We start from the raw sequence: 16,238 nt of genomic DNA, 5'->3' as shown, positions 1-16,238 counted from the left end.
GCCTGTTGTCAGGGCCCGGTTCCGAACCTTCGGAGCCGGGCCCTTCCGTATGCCCGGAGCACCGACCTTGAACATGTTCAAAACCGGGTCTAGAGTCGTCGCGTCAGTAGGTTTGAACACGTTCAAACAAGGGGTGGACCCGCTATGGACCTGACCGTCCTCGCGTATGTGATCTATCTGGCCGTCAGCATCGGCCTGACCGTCTGGGTGGCCCGTACCCTCAGCAGCAACGGCCGGATCTTCCTCGCCGACGTGCTGCACGGCGACGAGAAGCTCGCCGACGCCGTCAACCACCTCCTGGTGGTCGGCTTCTATCTGGTGAACCTCGGCTTCGTCGCCCTCTACCTGAAGTCGGCCGACGCCGTCGACAACGCGCGCGGCCTGTTCGAGGCGCTGTCGGTCAAGCTCGGCGTCGTGCTGCTGGTGCTCGGCGTGATGCACCTCGGCAACGTCTACGTGCTCAACAAGATCCGGCGGCGCGGGCTGATGGAGCGCGAGCAGTACCCGCCGGTGGACAGCGACGGCTGGACGCAGCCGAACGGCCCGACCCCGGCCGGGGTGTGACATGACGCGCCTCACGCAGAGCGCGGTGACCGCGCGGCCCGACCGGCCGACGGCGCGGCCCGTGGCGCGGACGCCCCGCCCGCCCGTACGGCGGCTCACCGTGCTGTACGACCCCGCCTGCCGACTGTGCGCCTTCGTACGGGACTGGCTCGTCCGGCAGCGGCAGCTCGTCAGACTCGACATGGTGCCGGTCGGCTCCCCCGAGGCCATGCACCGCTTCCCCGGCCTCGACCACGCGGCGACCGGGCGCGAGATCACCGTCGTCGGCGACGCGGGCCAGCTCTACCGGGGCGACTCCGCCTGGGTGGTGTGCCTGTGGGCGCTCGCCGACCACCGCGCCTTCTCGCACACCCTGGCCACCCCCGCGGGCCGCAGGCTCGCCCGCGCGGCGGTGCTGACCGCGGCCAAGTACCGCGAGAGCAAGCAGCGTTCGGCCGCGGCCCCGACCTGGTTCCCCGGGCGCAACGCGGCGGGCGCGCCCGGCCCCGCGCCGGTCAGGTCCGTACCCGGCTGGATCTACGACAAGGCGACCGGCTGGACGCAGAGCGACCCGGGCGCCCCGTCGGCACCGCCGGCCGTACCGCCGGCCGACCCGCGGCGCGGCCGGGGCGAGGACTGCGCCGACGGCTGTGCGGGCGACGGATAGGCTCACCCGGGTGGAGCACGTGACAGACCAGCCGGAGCCCGCGGCCACGGGTCCGGCGGCGGAGCCGGGCCCCGGCCTGGGCGAGGAACTGCCCGGCGGCCGGGCCCGGCCCAAGACCGGCAAGAGCGAGCAGACCCGCGCGGTGATCCTGGAGACCGCGATGCGGCTGTTCCGCGAGCGCGGCTACGACAAGACCACGATGCGCGCCATCGCCCAGGAGGCGGGCGTCTCGGTCGGGAACGCCTACTACTACTTCCAGTCCAAGGAATTCCTGATCCAGGGGTTCTACGACCGGATGACGCACCACCACGCGGCCGACGCCCGGGTGCGCATGCGCGGGGTGACCGACTTCGCGGAGCGCCTGGAGATCACGCTCGCGTCCTGGCTGGACACCGCGGCCGAGTACCACGAATTCGCCGCCCAGTTCTTCCGCACGGCCGCCGACCCGGACAGCTCGCTCAGCCCGTTCTCGAACGAGTCGCACCCGGCCCGCGCCACCGCCGTCGAACTCTTCCGCGACGTGCTGTCCGGCTCCGACCTCGCCCCCAAGCTCGACTCCGAACTCGCCGAGCTGCTCCCCGAACTGCTCTGGCTGCACCTCATGGTCGTCGTCCTCTACTGGGTCTTCGACCGCACCCCCGACACCGCGCGGACCCGCGAGTTCGTGCACCGCTCCACCCCCGTGGCGGCCCGCGTCATCGGCCTGTCCCGCTACCGGGTCTTCCGCCCCGTCGTCCGCGACGCCAAGTCCCTCATCCAGGACTTCATCCTCCCGACGATCGGCCGCACCGCGGTCACACCGTCGAGTCGGCCGACTCCCGATCGGCCGGGGCAGCCGGGGCAGCCGGGCTAGTCGTGGCGGTCGCTTCCGCCGGGTCGGCCGGACCGGCCGGACCGGCCTGCGCCGCCTCGCGGCGCAGCGCCCGCAGGCTCCGCGCGCCGAGGGCCGCGATGGCGGTGCCGAGGAGGAAGGAGACGATCGCGAGCGTGAGGTGGATCCAGAAGTAGGCGGTGGGCGATCCGTGGTCGCCGTCGTGGAAGGCCAGACCGCTGGTGTCCTTCCACAAATTCTTGACAAAGGTGACCCAGACGATCCACGACCACACACCGAAAGCGACCAGGAACCAGGACACGCGCCGACTGAGCTTCATGCGTCCCAGTATGTGCGGGCCCCCCGGTAGGAGGGCCGACGGGGGTGGCCGGTTCCCCGCGCGGGACGTGCGGATCGTCACGGCGGACGGCCCGCACCCGGGGGCGCGGCGGCCGGGAAAGGACATGTACGTTTCCTCGGGTGCCCATGCCTACGACCGCCGCGCGCCGCACCGCGCCGCACCGTTCCGCCCTGGCCGTTCTCGCCGTGTCCGCCGTCGCCGCGCTGCTCGGCGGCACCGTCCTGACGGGGGCCGCGAGCGCGGCTCCGGCCGCCGGCACCAAGCCCGCGCCGAGACCGCCCGAGCACATGTCCACGGTGGGCGGCGACCGGCTGGGCGTGCCGGGCACGCAGGTGGACCCGGGACAGGGCGCGCCCGCGCTGCCCGCGAAGCTGACGGCGAAGTCCTGGATCGTGGCGGACGCCAAGACCGGCGAGATCTACGCCGCGCACAACGCGCACTGGCGGCTCCCCCCGGCCAGCACCCTGAAGATGCTGTTCGCCGACACGGTGCTGCCGAAGTTCCCGAAGAACACCGTGCGCAAGGTGCTGCCGAGCGACCTCCAGGGCATGGGCGAGGGCAGCAGCCTCGTCGGCATCAAGGAGAATCTGACCTACACCGTCCACGACCTGTGGCTCGGTGTCTTCCTGCGCTCGGGCAACGACGCGGTGCACGTGCTGTCCGCCATGAACGGCGGCGTCGCCAAGACCGTCGCGGACATGAACGCGCGGGCCAAGGAGTTGCAGGCGGCCGACACACATGTGGTCACGCCCGATGGCTACGACGAGCGCGGGCAGGTCAGCAGCGCGTACGACCTCACGCTCTTCGCCCGCTCGGGGCTCCAGAACGCCGACTTCCGCGAGTACTGCTCGACGGTGAGCGCGCAGTTCCCCGGCGAGTGGAAGGTCGACAAGAACAAGAAGACCGGCAAGACCACCAAGAAGCGCGAGTCGTTCGGCATCCAGAACACCAACCGGCTGCTCAGCGGCGACTACGGCCTGTCCCCCTACCCCGGCATCGCGGGCGTCAAGAACGGCAACACCACCAACGCGGGCGCCACCTTCACCGGGGTCGCGCAGCGCGACGGCCGTACGCTGCTGGTCACCGTCATGACGCCGAAGGCCGAGCACGACCTGGTCTACCGCGAGGCCGCCTCGCTGCTGGACTGGGGCTTCAAGGCCGCCCCTACGGTCAAGCCGGTCGGCACACTGGTCCCGCCGCTGAGCCAACTGCCGCCGCCGACCGCCACGACGAAGGCGCCCGAGGGCGACAAGGGACCGGCCACCGCCTCCGCCACGGCCGGTTCCTCCCACGACGGCCTGTGGACGGCGCTGGGCGTCGCCGCCGTTTCCCTGCTCGTCCTGGCCGTGGCGTTCATCGTGGTACGGAAGCTCCGCCCGCTGCCGTCCCCGGCCGGCGGTGGTCCTCATCCTGCCCCGCGTCCTGATCCCGCTCCGCGGCCCGGTGCTGACCCTGATCCTGGCCCTGATCCCGATCCCGATCAGGCGTCCGGTCCGGCGTCCGGTCCCGACCGCCGCTCCCGGCGCCGGAAGGGCTGACGGACTCCGGGGCCCGCGTGGCCCCGTGGACCTCGATCACCTCGACGACCTCCACGGTCTCGACACCTTCCACCGGTTCCCCGGCGGCGTCACCGTCCCCGCCGTCCCCGCCGTCCTCGCCGTCCTTCTCGGGCGGCGGCGCGTGCCTGGGCGTCGCCGTCCACGCGGCGCAGTACAGCAGCAGCTTCGCCATGAAGTTGATCCAGAGCAGCAGGGCGACCGGCGTACCGAAGGCGCCGTACACGTTCTTGCCCGCGACGCCCTGGAGGTAGCCGCTGAGCAGCACCTTCAGCAGTTCGAAGCCGACCGCGCCGATGAACGCCGCCTGGACCACGGCGCGGCGCGACGGTTCGACGCCCGGCAGCAGCGTCAGCAGGTAGGTCAGGATCAGGAAGTCGGCCAGGACGGCGATGCAGAAGCCGAGGACGGTCAGCAGCGCGCGGCCGGGGCCGTGGTCGGCGAGCCCGGCCTTGTGGACGGTCCAGTCGACGGCCGCGGTCGCGAAGCCGGAGGCGGCGAGCGAGAGCAGGGCCGCCGCGCCGAGGCCGAGCAGGATGCCGCCGTCGACCAGTTTGGCGACGACGGGGTTGCGCTCCTCGTCGTCCTTGTCCCAGACCGCGCGCAGGCAGTCGCGCAGCGAGCCGACCCAGCCGATACCGGTGAAGAGCAGCGCGGCACCGGCGATCCCGCCGATGGTCCCGGCGTTGGCGACCAGGCCGTTGATGTCGAGCTGGTCGGCGATGCCGGGGATCTGGTCGGAGATCTTGTGCTGGAGGGTGTCGAGCTGATGCTGCGACAGCAGCGCGGCGCCGATCGCCGCGACGACCGCGAGCAGCGGGAAGAGCGAGAGGAAGCTGGTGAAGGTCATCGCGGCGGCCAGCCGCGTCCAGTGGACGGTCTGGAGGTGCGCGAAGGCGCGCCAGCCGTGTGTCCGCATCGCCGCGGCGATGCGCGGGCCGATCCAGGGCAACCTTGTCAACCAGTCCATAACGAGGGGCCTACCCTCCCCCGGCCCGCGCAGTCCCGCGGAACACGAAGGTGCGGGTTCCCCAGAAGCGCAGCGCGGTCGCGAGAGCCATGCCGATCCCCGCGCCCGACACGACATCGGCGCGCGCACTGGCCAGCCCGAGCACGTAGTGCGATACGCCCAGACAGCCCAACTGCACGAGCGCGCCCGCCACGTTCACCGCGAAGAAGACCCCGTACTGCCGCGCCCTGCCGACCGCGGGGGTCCGGCCCCGGTAGGTCCCCAGCGCGTTGCCGAGATACGCCACCGTGCACCCGGCGAGGAACGACAGCGCCTTCGCCCCGATCGGCCCGAACCCGCCGGGGCCGCGCAGCCAGACGAACAGCCCGAGGTCGGCGGCGTACGCGGCGCCGCCCGCGAGGGCGAAGCCGAGGACTTCCGAGCTGAGGCCCCGAGGGGAGCGCGCCCTCACCGGTTGACCGCCGCCAGGACGTAGAGGACGACCCAGGCCAGGGCGATGACGACCAGGGCGCGGTCGCGCAGGACGACGTCCTCGGGGGCGCCCGCGGAGCCCGCGTCGGCGAAGACGGCGTAGCGCAGGACGGAGAGGATGAAGGGGATCATCGAGAGCTGCCGCCAGGGGAGCCAGCCGTTGGGCGAGGCGCCGGTCTCCATCGACCACAGGCAGTAGGCGAGTACGGCGCCGCCCGCGGCGAGCTGCCAGACGAAGCGCAGGTAGCCGGTGGTGTACGCGCCGAGGAGGGCGCGGGAGGCGCCGACCTCGGAGCTCTCCGAGTCCTCGGGCGGCGTGGGGGCCGCCGGGGCGGTGGCGTCCGGCTGGGGTCCGACCGTCGGGGCCGCGGGGGCCGCCGCCGTGGCCCGTTCGGCGAGCCGCGACATCAGGACGAGTTCGGAGTAGCGCTTGGCGGCGACCATGAACAGCGCGCCGAAGCCCGAGGTGATCAGGAACCAGCGGGACAGGTCGATGCCGAGGGCGAGGCCGCCCGCCATGGCGCGCATCAGGAAGCCGGTGGTGACGATGACGAGGTCGACGACCAGCATGTGCTTGAGCCACACGCAGTAGGCGAGCTGCATGACCACGTATCCGGCGAGCAGCCCGGCCGTGTCCGGGTTGCAGAGCACCCCGGCCGCCGCGGGCGCGAGGACCGCGAGGGCGCCGCCCGCGGCGTACGCGACCGGCACCGGGACCTGTCCGCAGGCCACCGGGCGGCGGCACTTGACGGGGTGGGCGCGGTCGGCGTCGGCGTCGCGGGCGTCGTTGATCAGATAGACGGCGGCGGAGCAGCCGGTGAAGAGCACGAAGACGACGGCGAGCTGGAGTACGGCGTGCGCGGACAGCAGGCGCCCGGCGGCCAGCGGCGCGGCCAGCACGAGGACGTTCTTGACCCACTGCCGGGGCCGGGCGGTCCGCACCAGACCGGCGGGCAGGCCCCGTACGGAGACCGGGGGCGGGAAGCGTCCGGCCGAGGGGACGGCGGTCGCCGGTACGTCGTCGATGAGCGCGGCGGTGCGTTCCGTCATGACGGCCGCCCTCCGCGCAGGGCCCAGTTCCGGCCGAGCCGGGCGGTGACGGCGCCGAGCAGCGCGCCGCAGGCCACGTCGCTCGGGTAGTGGACGCCGACGACCATCCGGGACACGCACATGGCGGCGGCGAGCGGCGGGAGCGGCGCGGCGAACGGCGTACGGGGCATCAGTGCCCCGAAGGCGACGACGGCCGCGGCGGCCGAGGTGGCGTGCGAGCTGGGGAAGCTGTGCCGTCCGGCGGTGCGGACCAGCGGTTCGGCGTCCGGCAGCACCGGGCGGGGGCGGCGGACGACCCGTTTGACGCCCATGCTCGCCGCGTGGGCCGCGCCGACCAGTGTGGTGGCGCGCAGCCAGGCGCCGCGGCGGCCGGGGTCGGCGCAGGCGCCGGCGAGACCGGCGGCCAGCCAGACCGCGCCGTGCTCGCCCGCCCAGGACAGCGCGCGGGCCGCGCCCGCGACGCGGGGGTCGGTGCCGCGGCGGCGCAGCGCGGCCAGCAGGTGGTGGTCCGCGCGTTCCGCGGCGGAGTCGGGGTAGCGCACTGGTCGGTACTCCCTCGCAGCGACGGCTCGTGACCCGGGGCCGCCACAGCTGGGCGACCGGCCGCCCCACCTGGGCGAATTGTCGGGTCATCACACTTGGACCCCGAGTGCTTACCGTGCGCGACGGCTCCTCACGCACCACCACTCACCCTTTTCAGTGAGAAAAGCCGCATAACGCACTATTCGTGATCTTTCGCACCACTCAGAGCGCTACGGTCACGGACATGCCTGTACCCTCCGCGACGACCGTCCCCGTCACCGGCGAGGGCCGCACCGCCGCCGACGCCTCGGCCGACCCCACCGACGCCCCCCTCGATCGCGGCTCCGGCCCCGCCGACCTCCCCAGCCGCGTCGGCCCGGTCACCGGCTGGGGCCGCACCGCCCCCACCACCGCCCGCGTCCTGCGCCCCCTGACGTACGAGGCGGCCGTCGCGGCGGTCACCGGCAGCGACGGCCGCGGCGCCATCGCGCGGGGCCTGGGCCGGGCCTACGGGGACGCGGCGCAGAACGCGGGCGGCGCCGTCCTGGACATGACCGGACTCGACCGCGTCCACGAGATCGACGCCGTCAACGGCCTGGTCGTGTGCGACGCGGGCGTCTCGCTGCACCGCCTGATGGAGGTGCTGCTGCCGCTCGGCTGGTTCGTGCCCGTCACGCCCGGCACCCGCTATGTGACGGTCGGCGGCGCGATCGGCGCGGACATCCACGGCAAGAACCACCACGGCTCCGGGTCCTTCTCCCGCCATGTGCGCGCCATCGAACTGCTCACCGGTGACGGCGAGACCCGGCTGGTCACGCCCGAGGACGAGCCGGGCCTGTTCTGGGCGACGGCCGGCGGCATGGGCCTGACCGGCGTCATCCTGGCCGCGACCCTCCAGCTCCTGCCGGTCCAGACGTCGTTGATGACCGTGGACACCGAACGCGCCACCGACCTGGACGACCTGATGGCGCGGCTGACCGCGACCGACGACACGTACCGCTACTCGGTGGCCTGGATCGACCTGCTCGCGCGTGGCGCGAAGACCGGCCGCGCCGTCCTCACCCGCGGCGACCACGCCCCGCTCGACGCGCTGCCCGCCACGTCCCGCGCCCGCCGCGACCCGCTCGCCTTCCGCCCCGGACGGCTGCCCGCCGCCCCGCGCTTCGTCCCCGAGGGCCTGCTCGGCCGCACCAGCGTCGGCCTGTTCAACGAGTTCTGGTACCGCAGGGCCCCGCGCGAGCGGCGCGGCGAACTCCAGCGCCTGTCCGCCTTCTTCCACCCGCTGGACGGGCTGCCGCACTGGAACCGGATCTACGGCCGCAGCGGCTTCGTCCAGTACCAGTTCGTCGTCGGCCACGGCCAGGAGGAGGCGCTGCGGCGCATCGTCGGACGGATCGGCGCCCGCGGCTGCCCGTCCTTCCTCGCCGTGCTCAAGCGCTTCGGCGAGGGCGACCCCGGCTGGCTCTCCTTCCCGATGGCGGGCTGGACCCTCGCCCTCGACATCCCCGCCGCGCTCCCCGGCCTCGGCGCGTTCCTCGACGAGCTGGACGAGGAGGTCGCGGAGGCGGGCGGCCGGGTCTACCTCGCCAAGGACGCGCGGCTGCGGCCCGAACTCCTGGCCCGGATGTACCCGCGCCTCGACGAGTTCCGCACCCTGCGCGCCACGTACGACCCGCGCGGCGTGATCACATCCGACCTCGCCCGCCGCCTGGCCCTCTAGGGCCCGCCGCCACAGCCTCGAAGGAGCTTCCCGTGAAGGACGCGTTCGGCGCCCCCCAGTCCCTGCTGATCCTCGGCGGCACCTCCGAGATCGCGCTGGCCACCGCCCGCCGCCTCATCGCCCGCCGCACCCGTACCGTCTATCTCGCGGGCCGCCCCTCCGAGGCGCTGGACGCCGCCGCGACGCAGTTGCGCGCGCTCGGCGCCGACGTCCACGCGGTCGGCTTCGACGCCCTCGACCCCGCCTCGCACGAGGAGGTCCTCGGCAAGCTCTTCACCGAGGGCGACATCGACATGGTGCTGCTCGCCTTCGGCGTCCTCGGCGACCAGGCCCGCGACGAGCAGGAACCGCTCTCGGCCGTCCACGTCGCCCAGGTCAACTACACCGGCGCCGTCTCCGCCTCCCTGGTCTGCGCGGGCGCCCTCCAGTCGCAGGGCCACGGCTCGCTGGTCGTGCTGTCCTCCGTGGCCGGCGAGCGCGCCCGCCGCGCCAACTTCATCTACGGCAGCAGCAAGGCCGGGCTCGACGCCTTCGCCCAGGGCCTCGGCGACGCCCTGCACGGGGCCGGCGTGCACGTCATGATCGTCCGCCCCGGCTTCGTCCGCACCAAGATGACCGCGGGGCGCGAGGAGGCCCCGCTGGCCACCACCCCCGAGGCCGTCGCGGTCGCCATCGAGACCGGGCTGCGCCGCCGCAGCGAAACGGTCTGGGTGCCCGGCACCCTGCGCGTGGTCATGTCGGCCCTGCGGCACGTCCCGAGGCCGCTCTTCCGCCGCCTGCCGGTCTGACCCGGCACCGGCTCCGCCGCGCGCGCCGTCGGCGGCGGGCGGCCGTGTCGTACGCTCCACAGACGGTGACACCGCGTTCCGGAGGAGGGGGCCAATGGGGGCGACTCCCGCTGACGGGAGAGGACTTCGGGGTCGGCGGCTGCGGTGGCTGACCCCGCCGGTCGTGGCCTTCGCGGTCGTCGTCAGCTCCGTCTTCGCCGTCGCGGGGCTGTCCGGGACCGGTGCCAGGTCGGCCGTGCAGAGCGCGGCCCCGCCCAGGCCCGTGCTCACCCGGGTCGGCGCGTGGACGGCGGCGCTGGCGGGCGGCGGCCGGCGGGTCCACCACCGCACGGTCCGCATGGTCGTGCACCCGACGATCGGCGGGACGGGCGTACGCGTGCGGCTGTCGAACCGGTACGGGACCGGGCCGCTGCCGGTCGGGGCCGTGGACGTGGCCGTCCAGGCGCACGGCGGGGACGCCGTACCCGGCACGCATCACACCGCGACGTTCTCCGGGGCGGGCGCCACGACGATCCCGGCGGGGCGGGACGCGGCGACCGACCCCCTCGCGATGACCGTCAACGCGGACGAGAATCTGCTGGTCAGCGTCTACTTCCCCGGTGACGCGGGCGCGTCGGGGCGGCACTGGCTGGCCGCCGAGACCACGTACTACTCGGCGCCCGGCGACTTCGCCGCCGCCGACAGCACCGCGCACTACCCCGTCTCGAACGGGGTCTGGTACTACCTCAGCGGTCTCGACGTGGAGTCCGCCACCACCCGCGGCACCCTGGTCGCCTTCGGCGACTCCCTCACGGACGGCGCGGGTTCCAGCACGTCGGCCAACGCCCGCTGGCCCGACGTCCTCGCCCGGCGGCTGCGCGACCGGCCGGGCGGCCCGCTCCTCGGCGTCGTGGACGCGGGCCTGAGCGGCAACCGGGTGCTCACCGACACCGGCACCCGCTTCGGCACCAGCGCCCTGCACCGCTTCGCCCACGACGCCCTCGGCCAGCCCGGCGTCACGGCCGTGGTCCTGCTGGAGGGCATCAACGACATCAGCGTCGACCGCGGCCCGCACGGGCACCTCGCCGCGGCCGATCTCATCGACGCCTACCGCACCCTCGTCCGCCAGGCGCACGCGGCGGGCGTACGGATCTACGGCGCGACCCTGCCGCCCTTCCAGGGCTCCCGCCCCTACACCCCCGCCGGTGAGCGGACCCGCGAGACCGTCAACCGCTGGATGCTCGGCGGCCACGCCTTCGACGCCGTCTTCGACCTGTCCGCCGCGCTGCGCGACCCCGCCCGGCCGCACCGCCTGTCCCCCGCCTACGACAGCGGCGACCACCTGCATCCCAACGACGCCGGTTACCGCGCGATGGCGAACGCGATCGATCTCCGTACGCTGACGGCTCCGCTGACGCCGCGCGCGGCGGGCTGAGCGTCCGTACCCCCGCTCACAGGCGGCTGGGGGTCGCCTCGTCCGTCGTGTTCTCCGCGTCCTCCCCGGGCGGGGCGACCTCGCCGAAGCGGGCCAGGGCCAGGGCGCCGACGACCGCGAGGGCGAAGCCCGCGACCGCGACCGGGGCCCAGCCGTGGCGGGTGCGGTCGCCGAGGGCCAGGACGCCGACGAGCGCGGGGCCGACGGTCTCGCCGATGACCATGCCCGCGGTGGCGGCCGTCACCGAGCCGCGCTGGAGGGCGGAGGTCAGCAGCAGGAAGGCGGCTCCGCCGCCGACGAGGAGGCCGTACACGGCCGGGTTGGTGAGCAGCGCCACCGGGGTCATGCCGTCGATGACGCGGACGGCGACCTCGACCACGCCGAAGCCGAGGCCCGCGCCGAGGCCCAGCGCCGCCGCGCGGGAGCGTTCGGGGAGACGGCCGGCCGCCGTGCCCGCCGCGAGGACGGCGAGGGCCGTGGCCAGCGTGCCCCAGCGCAGCGCCGTGCCGCCGTGGTCCGCGCCGGCCCCCTCGCTGCCCGAGGCCATGCCCAGCAGCGCCAGGCCGCCGCACACCGCCGCGACCGCGCCCCACTCGCGCGGCGACAGCCGCGTGTCCAGCAGCCGCGCCGCGGCGACCGCCGTGACGGCCAGGCTCGCCGCCAGGGCCGCGCCCACCGCGTAGATCGGCAGCGACCTCAGCGCGACCAGTTCCAGCGCGAAGCCCACGCCGTCGAGGCCCAGGCCCGCCACGTAGCGCCACTCGCGCAGGGCCCTGCCCAGCAGCCGCGCGTCGACCGCCGAGCCCGAGCCTCCGCCCGGCTCCGCCGCCGCCCGCGCCGCCACCGCTTGCAGCACGGACGCCACCCCGAAACACACGGCCGCGCCCAGCGCACACACCATTCCCAGAAGCACGCCACTGACTCTAGGGCGTCCAGCACCCCGGGCCCCGCCCCGAGCGCTTCCTCCGCCGCGGACGGCGAGCCGTCCCTTCCCACCGGCCGGTGGCCGCAAGCCCCCCGAATCGCCCCTCCGGCCCCGGTGGTGCCCCGCACGCACGTCGTGGCGCGTCGCGCAGTTCCCCGCGCCCCTAAAAAACCGGCCCACCCCCCGGACGAAGGACGACCCACCCCGCCAGGGGCGCGGGGAACTGCGCGGCCAGCCCCCGCCGGGCCGGTAGCCCGAAGCCAACCGAATTGCCCCTCCGGGCCCGGTGGTGACCTGCGGCAGCAATGTGGCTGAGCGCGCAGTTCCCCGCGCCCCTCAAAAGATCGGCCCACCCCCCGACCGAGAGACGACCCGCCCCGTCAGGGGCGCGGGGAACTGCGCGGCCAGCCCCCACCGGCGGGTGGTCCGGAGAGGAGGGAACCGCCCCCGCCGGCGGGAGGGGGGAAGGTCAGGCGGAGAGGACCGTGCGGAGTTGGGTGAGGCCCCAGTCGAGGTCGTCCTTGGAGATGGTGAGCGGCGGCGCCAGCCGAATGGTGCTGCCGTGGGTGTCCTTGGCGAGAACCCCGAGCGCCATGAGCCGCTCGGAGATCTCGCGGCCGGTCCCCACGGCGGGATCGATGTCGACCCCGGCCCACAGCCCGCGCCCGCGCACCTCGGTGACCTTGCCGGAGCCGGTGAGGAGGGCGAGCTCGCGGTGCAGGTGGTCACCGAGTTCGGCGGCGCGCTCCTGGTACTCCCCGGTGCGCAGCATGGCGAGGACTTCGAGCCCGACGGCGCAGGCCAGCGGGTTCCCGCCGAAGGTGGACCCGTGTTCGCCGGGCCGGTAGACGCCGAGGACGTCGCGGGAGGAGACCACGGCCGAGACGGGCACGACGCCGCCGCCGAGCGCCTTGCCGAGGACGTACATGTCGGGGACGACGTCCTCGTGCTCGCAGGCGAAGGTGCGGCCGGTCCTGCCGAGGCCGGACTGGATCTCGTCGGCGATGAAGAGCGCCCCGCGCTCGGCGGTGACCCGGCGCACCCCGGCGAGATAGCCCGGCGGCGGCACGAGGACGCCCGCCTCGCCCTGGATCGGCTCCAGCAGCACGGCGACGGTCTCGTCGTCCACGGCCGCTTCGAGCGCGGCGAGGTCGCCGTAGGGGACGGTCACGAAGCCGGGGGTGTACGGGCCGAAGTCCGCCCGCGCCTCGGGGTCGGTGGAGAAGCTGACGATCGTGGTGGTGCGCCCGTGGAAGTTGCCGGCCGCGACGACGATCCTGGCCCGGCCGTCCGGTACGCCCTTGACCCGGTAGCCCCACTTGCGCGCCGTTTTCACGGCGGTCTCCACCGCTTCGGCGCCGGTGTTCATCGGCAGCACCATCTCCATGCCGCACAGCTCGGCGAGCCGCGTACAGAAGTCCGCGAAGCGGTCGTGGTGGAAGGCGCGGGAGGTCAGCGTGACCCGGTCGAGCTGCGCCTTGGCCGCCGCGATCAGCCGGGGGTTGGCGTGGCCGAAGTTCAGCGCCGAGTAGCCCGCGAGCATGTCGAGGTAGCGGCGGCCCTCGACGTCGGTCATCCACGCGCCTTCGGCCGTGGCGACCACGACGGGGAGCGGGTGGTAATTGTGCGCGCTGTGCGCCTCGGCGGCGGCGATCCGCTCACCGGTGGTGCCGGTGGTACCTGCGGTGCCGGAAGGACCTGCGGTGGTGGTGGTCACGTGCGTTCTCCGTTCGTTGTACGTCGGAGGCCAGGGCGAAGGGGCGGGGTGACGCCCCTTTCTATCGTCGCTCGCCGCGATCACGGCGAAACCTCACCGACGGCGGCCAGTGGTGTCCACCAGGGGTATGGGAGCGGGGTCACCACCTGAGAGAATGATGGACATGGCAACAGATCGCCCGCGCGCGCTTTCCGGTATCCAGCCCACCGCCGGTTCGTTCCACCTGGGGAACTACCTGGGGGCGATCCGCCAGTACGTGGCGCTCCAGGAGACGCACGACGCCTTCTACATGGTGGTCGACCTGCACGCGATCACCGTGCCGCAGGACCCGGCCGAGCTGCGGGCGAACACGCGGCTGGCCGCCGCCCAGCTCCTGGCCGCCGGGCTCGACCCGGACCGCTGCACGCTGTTCATCCAGAGCCATGTGCCCGAGCACGCCCAGCTCGGCTGGGTGATGAACTGCCTGACCGGCTTCGGTGAGGCGTCCCGGATGACGCAGTTCAAGGACAAGTCGGCCAAGCAGGGCGCGGACCGCTCGACGGTCGGCCTGTTCACGTATCCGATCCTCCAGGTCGCGGACATCCTGCTGTACCAGGCGGACGCGGTGCCGGTCGGCGAGGACCAGCGGCAGCACATCGAGCTGACCCGGGACCTGGCGGAGCGGTTCAACACGCGCTTCGGCCCGACCTTCACCATCCCGGCGCCGCACATCGTGCGGGAGGTCGCGAAGATCTACGACCTCCAGGACCCGACGGCCAAGATGAGCAAGTCGGCGGCGTCGCCGAAGGGCCTGGTCAATCTGCTGGACGAGCCGAAGACGTCGGCGAAGAAGTTCCGCAGCGCGGTGACGGACACCGGCACGGTCGTCAAATATGACGAAAGAGACAAGCCGGGCATCAGCAATCTGCTCACGATTCACTCCGCGCTCACCGGTACCGGAATTCCGGAACTCGAGGAGCGGTACGAGGGCAAGGGCTACGGTGCGCTGAAGACCGACCTCGCGGAGATCTTCGTGGAGTGGGTCACACCGTTCCGTGAGCGTACGCAGGAGTATCTGGGGGACCCGGAGACGTTGGACGCAGTGCTGGCGAAGGGTGCCGAGAAGGCGCGCGCCGTGGCGGCGGAGACGCTGGCCGGGGCGTACGACCGGGTCGGGTTCCTGCCCGCCAAGCACTGAGTACGGTACGGGGCGGTACCGAGGACGATTTTTCTGCTCTCGCATGATTGTCCCGCATGATGGCTGTATGACCATGCGGGGTCATCGCGCGGGGGTGACCACGCGGCCGGCTGAACGGGGAAAGGGGTGAGCGCAGTGGGGACCTCCACGACCACCACGATCGGCGTGTCCATCGCGGTCCCGGAGCCGTACGGGCGCCTGCTCCAGGAGCGGCGCGCCGGTTTCGGCGATCCGGCGGCGTACGCGATCCCCACCCACGTCACGCTGCTGCCGCCCACCGAGGTCGACTGCGGCGCGCTTCCGGCGCTGCGCCGCCACCTCGCGCAGGTCGCCGCCGACGGCCGCCCCTTCCTGATGCGGCTGCACGGCACGGACACCTTCCGGCCGCTCTCCCCCGTGGTCTACGTCCGCCTCGCCGACGGCGGCGACGCCTGTGCCCAGCTTCAGGAGCAGGTCCGCTCGGGACCCGTCTCCCGCGAGCTCCAGTTCCCGTACCACCCGCACGTCACGGTCGCCCACGGCATCCCCGACCCCGCCATGGACCTGGCCCAGTCCGAGCTCGCCACCTTCTCCGCCGCCTGGACCGCGATCAGCTTCGCCCTCTACGAGCAGGGCGAGGACGGCGTCTGGCGCAAGATGCGCGAGTACCCCTTCGGCCGTGAGGGCCTCTCGGCCGTCCCGCACCAGCAGTCCGCCAAGGCCGCGACGCGGCTGTAACGGCGCTGCGGGGGCGGCCCGACGGCGACTCCTGCCGCGCTTCGGCCGTGCTTCGGCCGTAAGCCGGCCCCGTCGGTCACATTCGGCCGCTTCCGTGCGACACATCAGCGCACCGCCCACCCACGGGCGGTGCGCTGATTCGTCAGGTCGGGCAGAAAGCCGGGAGTGATCATGGGTACGCGGACATCGGCCGTCGCGTTCACGGAAGCGGTGGCGGCGGAGCGGCTGGAGCGGGCGGCGGAGGCTCTGGTGCTGCACGGCTTCGACGCGGAGATCCTCGACGACGTGGCCGCCGCGCGGGTCCGGGTGGGCGAGCTGATCCCGCCGGGCGCGAGCGTGTTCACCGGGGCCAGCGAGACGCTGCGGCTGTCCGGGATCGAGGAGGACATCAACGGGAGCGGGCGGTACGAGGCGGTCAAGCCGCGCGTGCTGGCCATGGACCGGGCGAGCGAGGCGGACGCGATCCGGCGGGCGCTGGCCGCTCCGGACGTCAGCGTCGGGAGCGTCGCCGCCGTCACCGAGACGGGGTCGCTGGTGATCGCGTCGGGCAGCGGGAGCCAGTTGCCCGGGTACGCGGGCGGGGCGGGGCGCGCGATCTGGGTGGTGGGCGCGCAGAAGGTCGTGCCGGACCTGGAGACGGCACTGCGCCGGGTGGAGGAGCACTGCCTGCCGCTGGAGAGCGCCAGGACCATGGAGGTGCACGGCTGGCCGAGCACCGTGAACCGGCTCCTGGTCCTCAACGCGGAGTACGTGCCGGGGCGCGGCACCGTACTACTGCTCCGCGAGCCCATCGGCTTCTGAGGCACCGCCCGTTGACGGCCGCTCCACG

16 protein-coding genes and 1 pseudogene are annotated in these 16,238 nt (G+C 73.6%); 10 read left to right on the top strand and 7 right to left on the bottom strand.

Features of this window, described 5'->3' with window-relative positions; all coding sequences use genetic code 11:
* The first annotated feature begins 144 nt into the window (after positions 1 to 144).
* The 3 genes from ABZX65_RS11440 to ABZX65_RS11430 are packed head-to-tail and all read left to right on the top strand — an operon-like array spanning position 145 to position 2,063.
* A complete protein-coding gene (locus tag ABZX65_RS11440; protein WP_355336866.1) occupies positions 145 to 564 on the top strand; it encodes a hypothetical protein in 420 nt (139 codons plus the stop codon).
* Position 565: 1 nt separating this feature from the next.
* Positions 566 to 1,210, top strand: coding sequence for a DCC1-like thiol-disulfide oxidoreductase family protein (locus ABZX65_RS11435; RefSeq protein WP_355336865.1), 645 nt, complete (start codon positions 566 to 568; stop codon positions 1,208 to 1,210).
* A 10-nt stretch (positions 1,211 to 1,220) separates the two neighbouring features.
* Complete coding sequence (locus tag ABZX65_RS11430) at positions 1,221 to 2,063, top strand: TetR family transcriptional regulator (protein WP_355336864.1); 843 nt, start codon at positions 1,221 to 1,223, stop codon at positions 2,061 to 2,063.
* On the opposite strand, the gene ABZX65_RS11425 is transcribed toward ABZX65_RS11430, so the two are convergent.
* The gene (locus ABZX65_RS11425) at positions 2,005 to 2,361 is read right to left on the bottom strand and encodes a hypothetical protein (protein ID WP_355336863.1); all 357 of its coding nucleotides are present in this window, start codon (positions 2,359 to 2,361) and stop codon (positions 2,005 to 2,007) included. The genes ABZX65_RS11430 and ABZX65_RS11425 overlap by 59 nt on opposite strands.
* 146 nt (positions 2,362 to 2,507) lie before the next feature.
* Between ABZX65_RS11425 and ABZX65_RS11420 the strand changes: the two genes are divergently transcribed.
* Positions 2,508 to 3,920 (top strand): D-alanyl-D-alanine carboxypeptidase, encoded by a 1,413-nt coding sequence (locus tag ABZX65_RS11420; RefSeq protein ID WP_355336862.1) that lies wholly within the window; start codon positions 2,508 to 2,510, stop codon positions 3,918 to 3,920.
* Positions 3,921 to 4,071: 151 nt separating this feature from the next.
* Here the strand turns inward: ABZX65_RS11420 and ABZX65_RS11415 are convergent.
* From ABZX65_RS11415 to ABZX65_RS11400, 4 genes and pseudogenes are all read right to left on the bottom strand, one after another.
* Positions 4,072 to 4,908: pseudogene (locus tag ABZX65_RS11415) on the bottom strand (YihY/virulence factor BrkB family protein); the annotation flags it as partial.
* Positions 4,909 to 4,918: 10 nt separating this feature from the next.
* A complete protein-coding gene (locus ABZX65_RS11410; RefSeq protein WP_355336861.1) occupies positions 4,919 to 5,359 on the bottom strand; it encodes a GtrA family protein in 441 nt (146 codons plus the stop codon).
* Positions 5,356 to 6,429: a decaprenyl-phosphate phosphoribosyltransferase gene (locus tag ABZX65_RS11405; RefSeq protein WP_355336860.1), complete on the bottom strand. Its 1,074-nt coding sequence runs from the start codon at positions 6,427 to 6,429 to the stop codon at positions 5,356 to 5,358. The genes ABZX65_RS11410 and ABZX65_RS11405 overlap by 4 nt, the downstream gene beginning before the upstream one ends.
* Positions 6,426 to 6,971 (bottom strand): phosphatase PAP2 family protein, encoded by a 546-nt coding sequence (locus ABZX65_RS11400; RefSeq protein WP_355336859.1) that lies wholly within the window; start codon positions 6,969 to 6,971, stop codon positions 6,426 to 6,428. The genes ABZX65_RS11405 and ABZX65_RS11400 overlap by 4 nt, the downstream gene beginning before the upstream one ends.
* A gap of 224 nt (positions 6,972 to 7,195) precedes the next feature.
* On the opposite strand from ABZX65_RS11400, the gene ABZX65_RS11395 reads away from it, so the two are divergent.
* From ABZX65_RS11395 to ABZX65_RS11385, 3 genes are all read left to right on the top strand, one after another.
* Positions 7,196 to 8,671, top strand: coding sequence for an FAD-binding oxidoreductase (locus tag ABZX65_RS11395; RefSeq protein ID WP_355336858.1), 1,476 nt, complete (start codon positions 7,196 to 7,198; stop codon positions 8,669 to 8,671).
* Between the two features lie 32 nt (positions 8,672 to 8,703).
* Entirely contained in the window at positions 8,704 to 9,459 is a 756-nt protein-coding gene (locus tag ABZX65_RS11390; protein ID WP_355336857.1) for a decaprenylphospho-beta-D-erythro-pentofuranosid-2-ulose 2-reductase, read from the top strand.
* A 94-nt stretch (positions 9,460 to 9,553) separates the two neighbouring features.
* Complete coding sequence (locus ABZX65_RS11385) at positions 9,554 to 10,873, top strand: SGNH/GDSL hydrolase family protein (protein ID WP_355336856.1); 1,320 nt, start codon at positions 9,554 to 9,556, stop codon at positions 10,871 to 10,873.
* Between the two features lie 16 nt (positions 10,874 to 10,889).
* Here ABZX65_RS11385 and ABZX65_RS11380 read toward each other — a convergent pair whose 3' ends face one another.
* On the bottom strand, positions 10,890 to 11,774 hold the full coding sequence (locus ABZX65_RS11380; protein ID WP_355337201.1) for a hypothetical protein: 885 nt from the start codon (positions 11,772 to 11,774) through the stop codon (positions 10,890 to 10,892).
* A 493-nt stretch (positions 11,775 to 12,267) separates the two neighbouring features.
* Complete coding sequence (gene rocD / locus ABZX65_RS11375) at positions 12,268 to 13,452, bottom strand: ornithine--oxo-acid transaminase (protein WP_355337199.1); 1,185 nt, start codon at positions 13,450 to 13,452, stop codon at positions 12,268 to 12,270.
* A 226-nt stretch (positions 13,453 to 13,678) separates the two neighbouring features.
* Here rocD and trpS point away from each other — a divergent pair, with 226 nt between their 5' ends.
* From trpS to ABZX65_RS11360, 3 genes are all read left to right on the top strand, one after another.
* Entirely contained in the window at positions 13,679 to 14,692 is a 1,014-nt protein-coding gene (gene trpS, locus ABZX65_RS11370) for a tryptophan--tRNA ligase (protein WP_355336855.1), read from the top strand.
* 135 nt (positions 14,693 to 14,827) lie between these two features.
* Positions 14,828 to 15,409, top strand: a complete 582-nt coding sequence (locus tag ABZX65_RS11365; RefSeq protein ID WP_355336854.1) for a 2'-5' RNA ligase family protein — start codon at positions 14,828 to 14,830, stop codon at positions 15,407 to 15,409.
* A gap of 171 nt (positions 15,410 to 15,580) precedes the next feature.
* Positions 15,581 to 16,210, top strand: a complete 630-nt coding sequence (locus ABZX65_RS11360; RefSeq protein WP_355336853.1) for an LUD domain-containing protein — start codon at positions 15,581 to 15,583, stop codon at positions 16,208 to 16,210.
* Positions 16,211 to 16,238: the final 28 nt, after the last annotated feature.

This window comes from Streptomyces sp. NPDC003300 (assembly GCF_040610915.1).
Classification (GTDB): Bacteria; Actinomycetota; Actinomycetes; order Streptomycetales; family Streptomycetaceae; genus Actinacidiphila.
The sequence above is the reverse complement of the archived record's forward strand: the minus strand, read 5'-3'. Positions and strand labels throughout refer to the sequence as shown.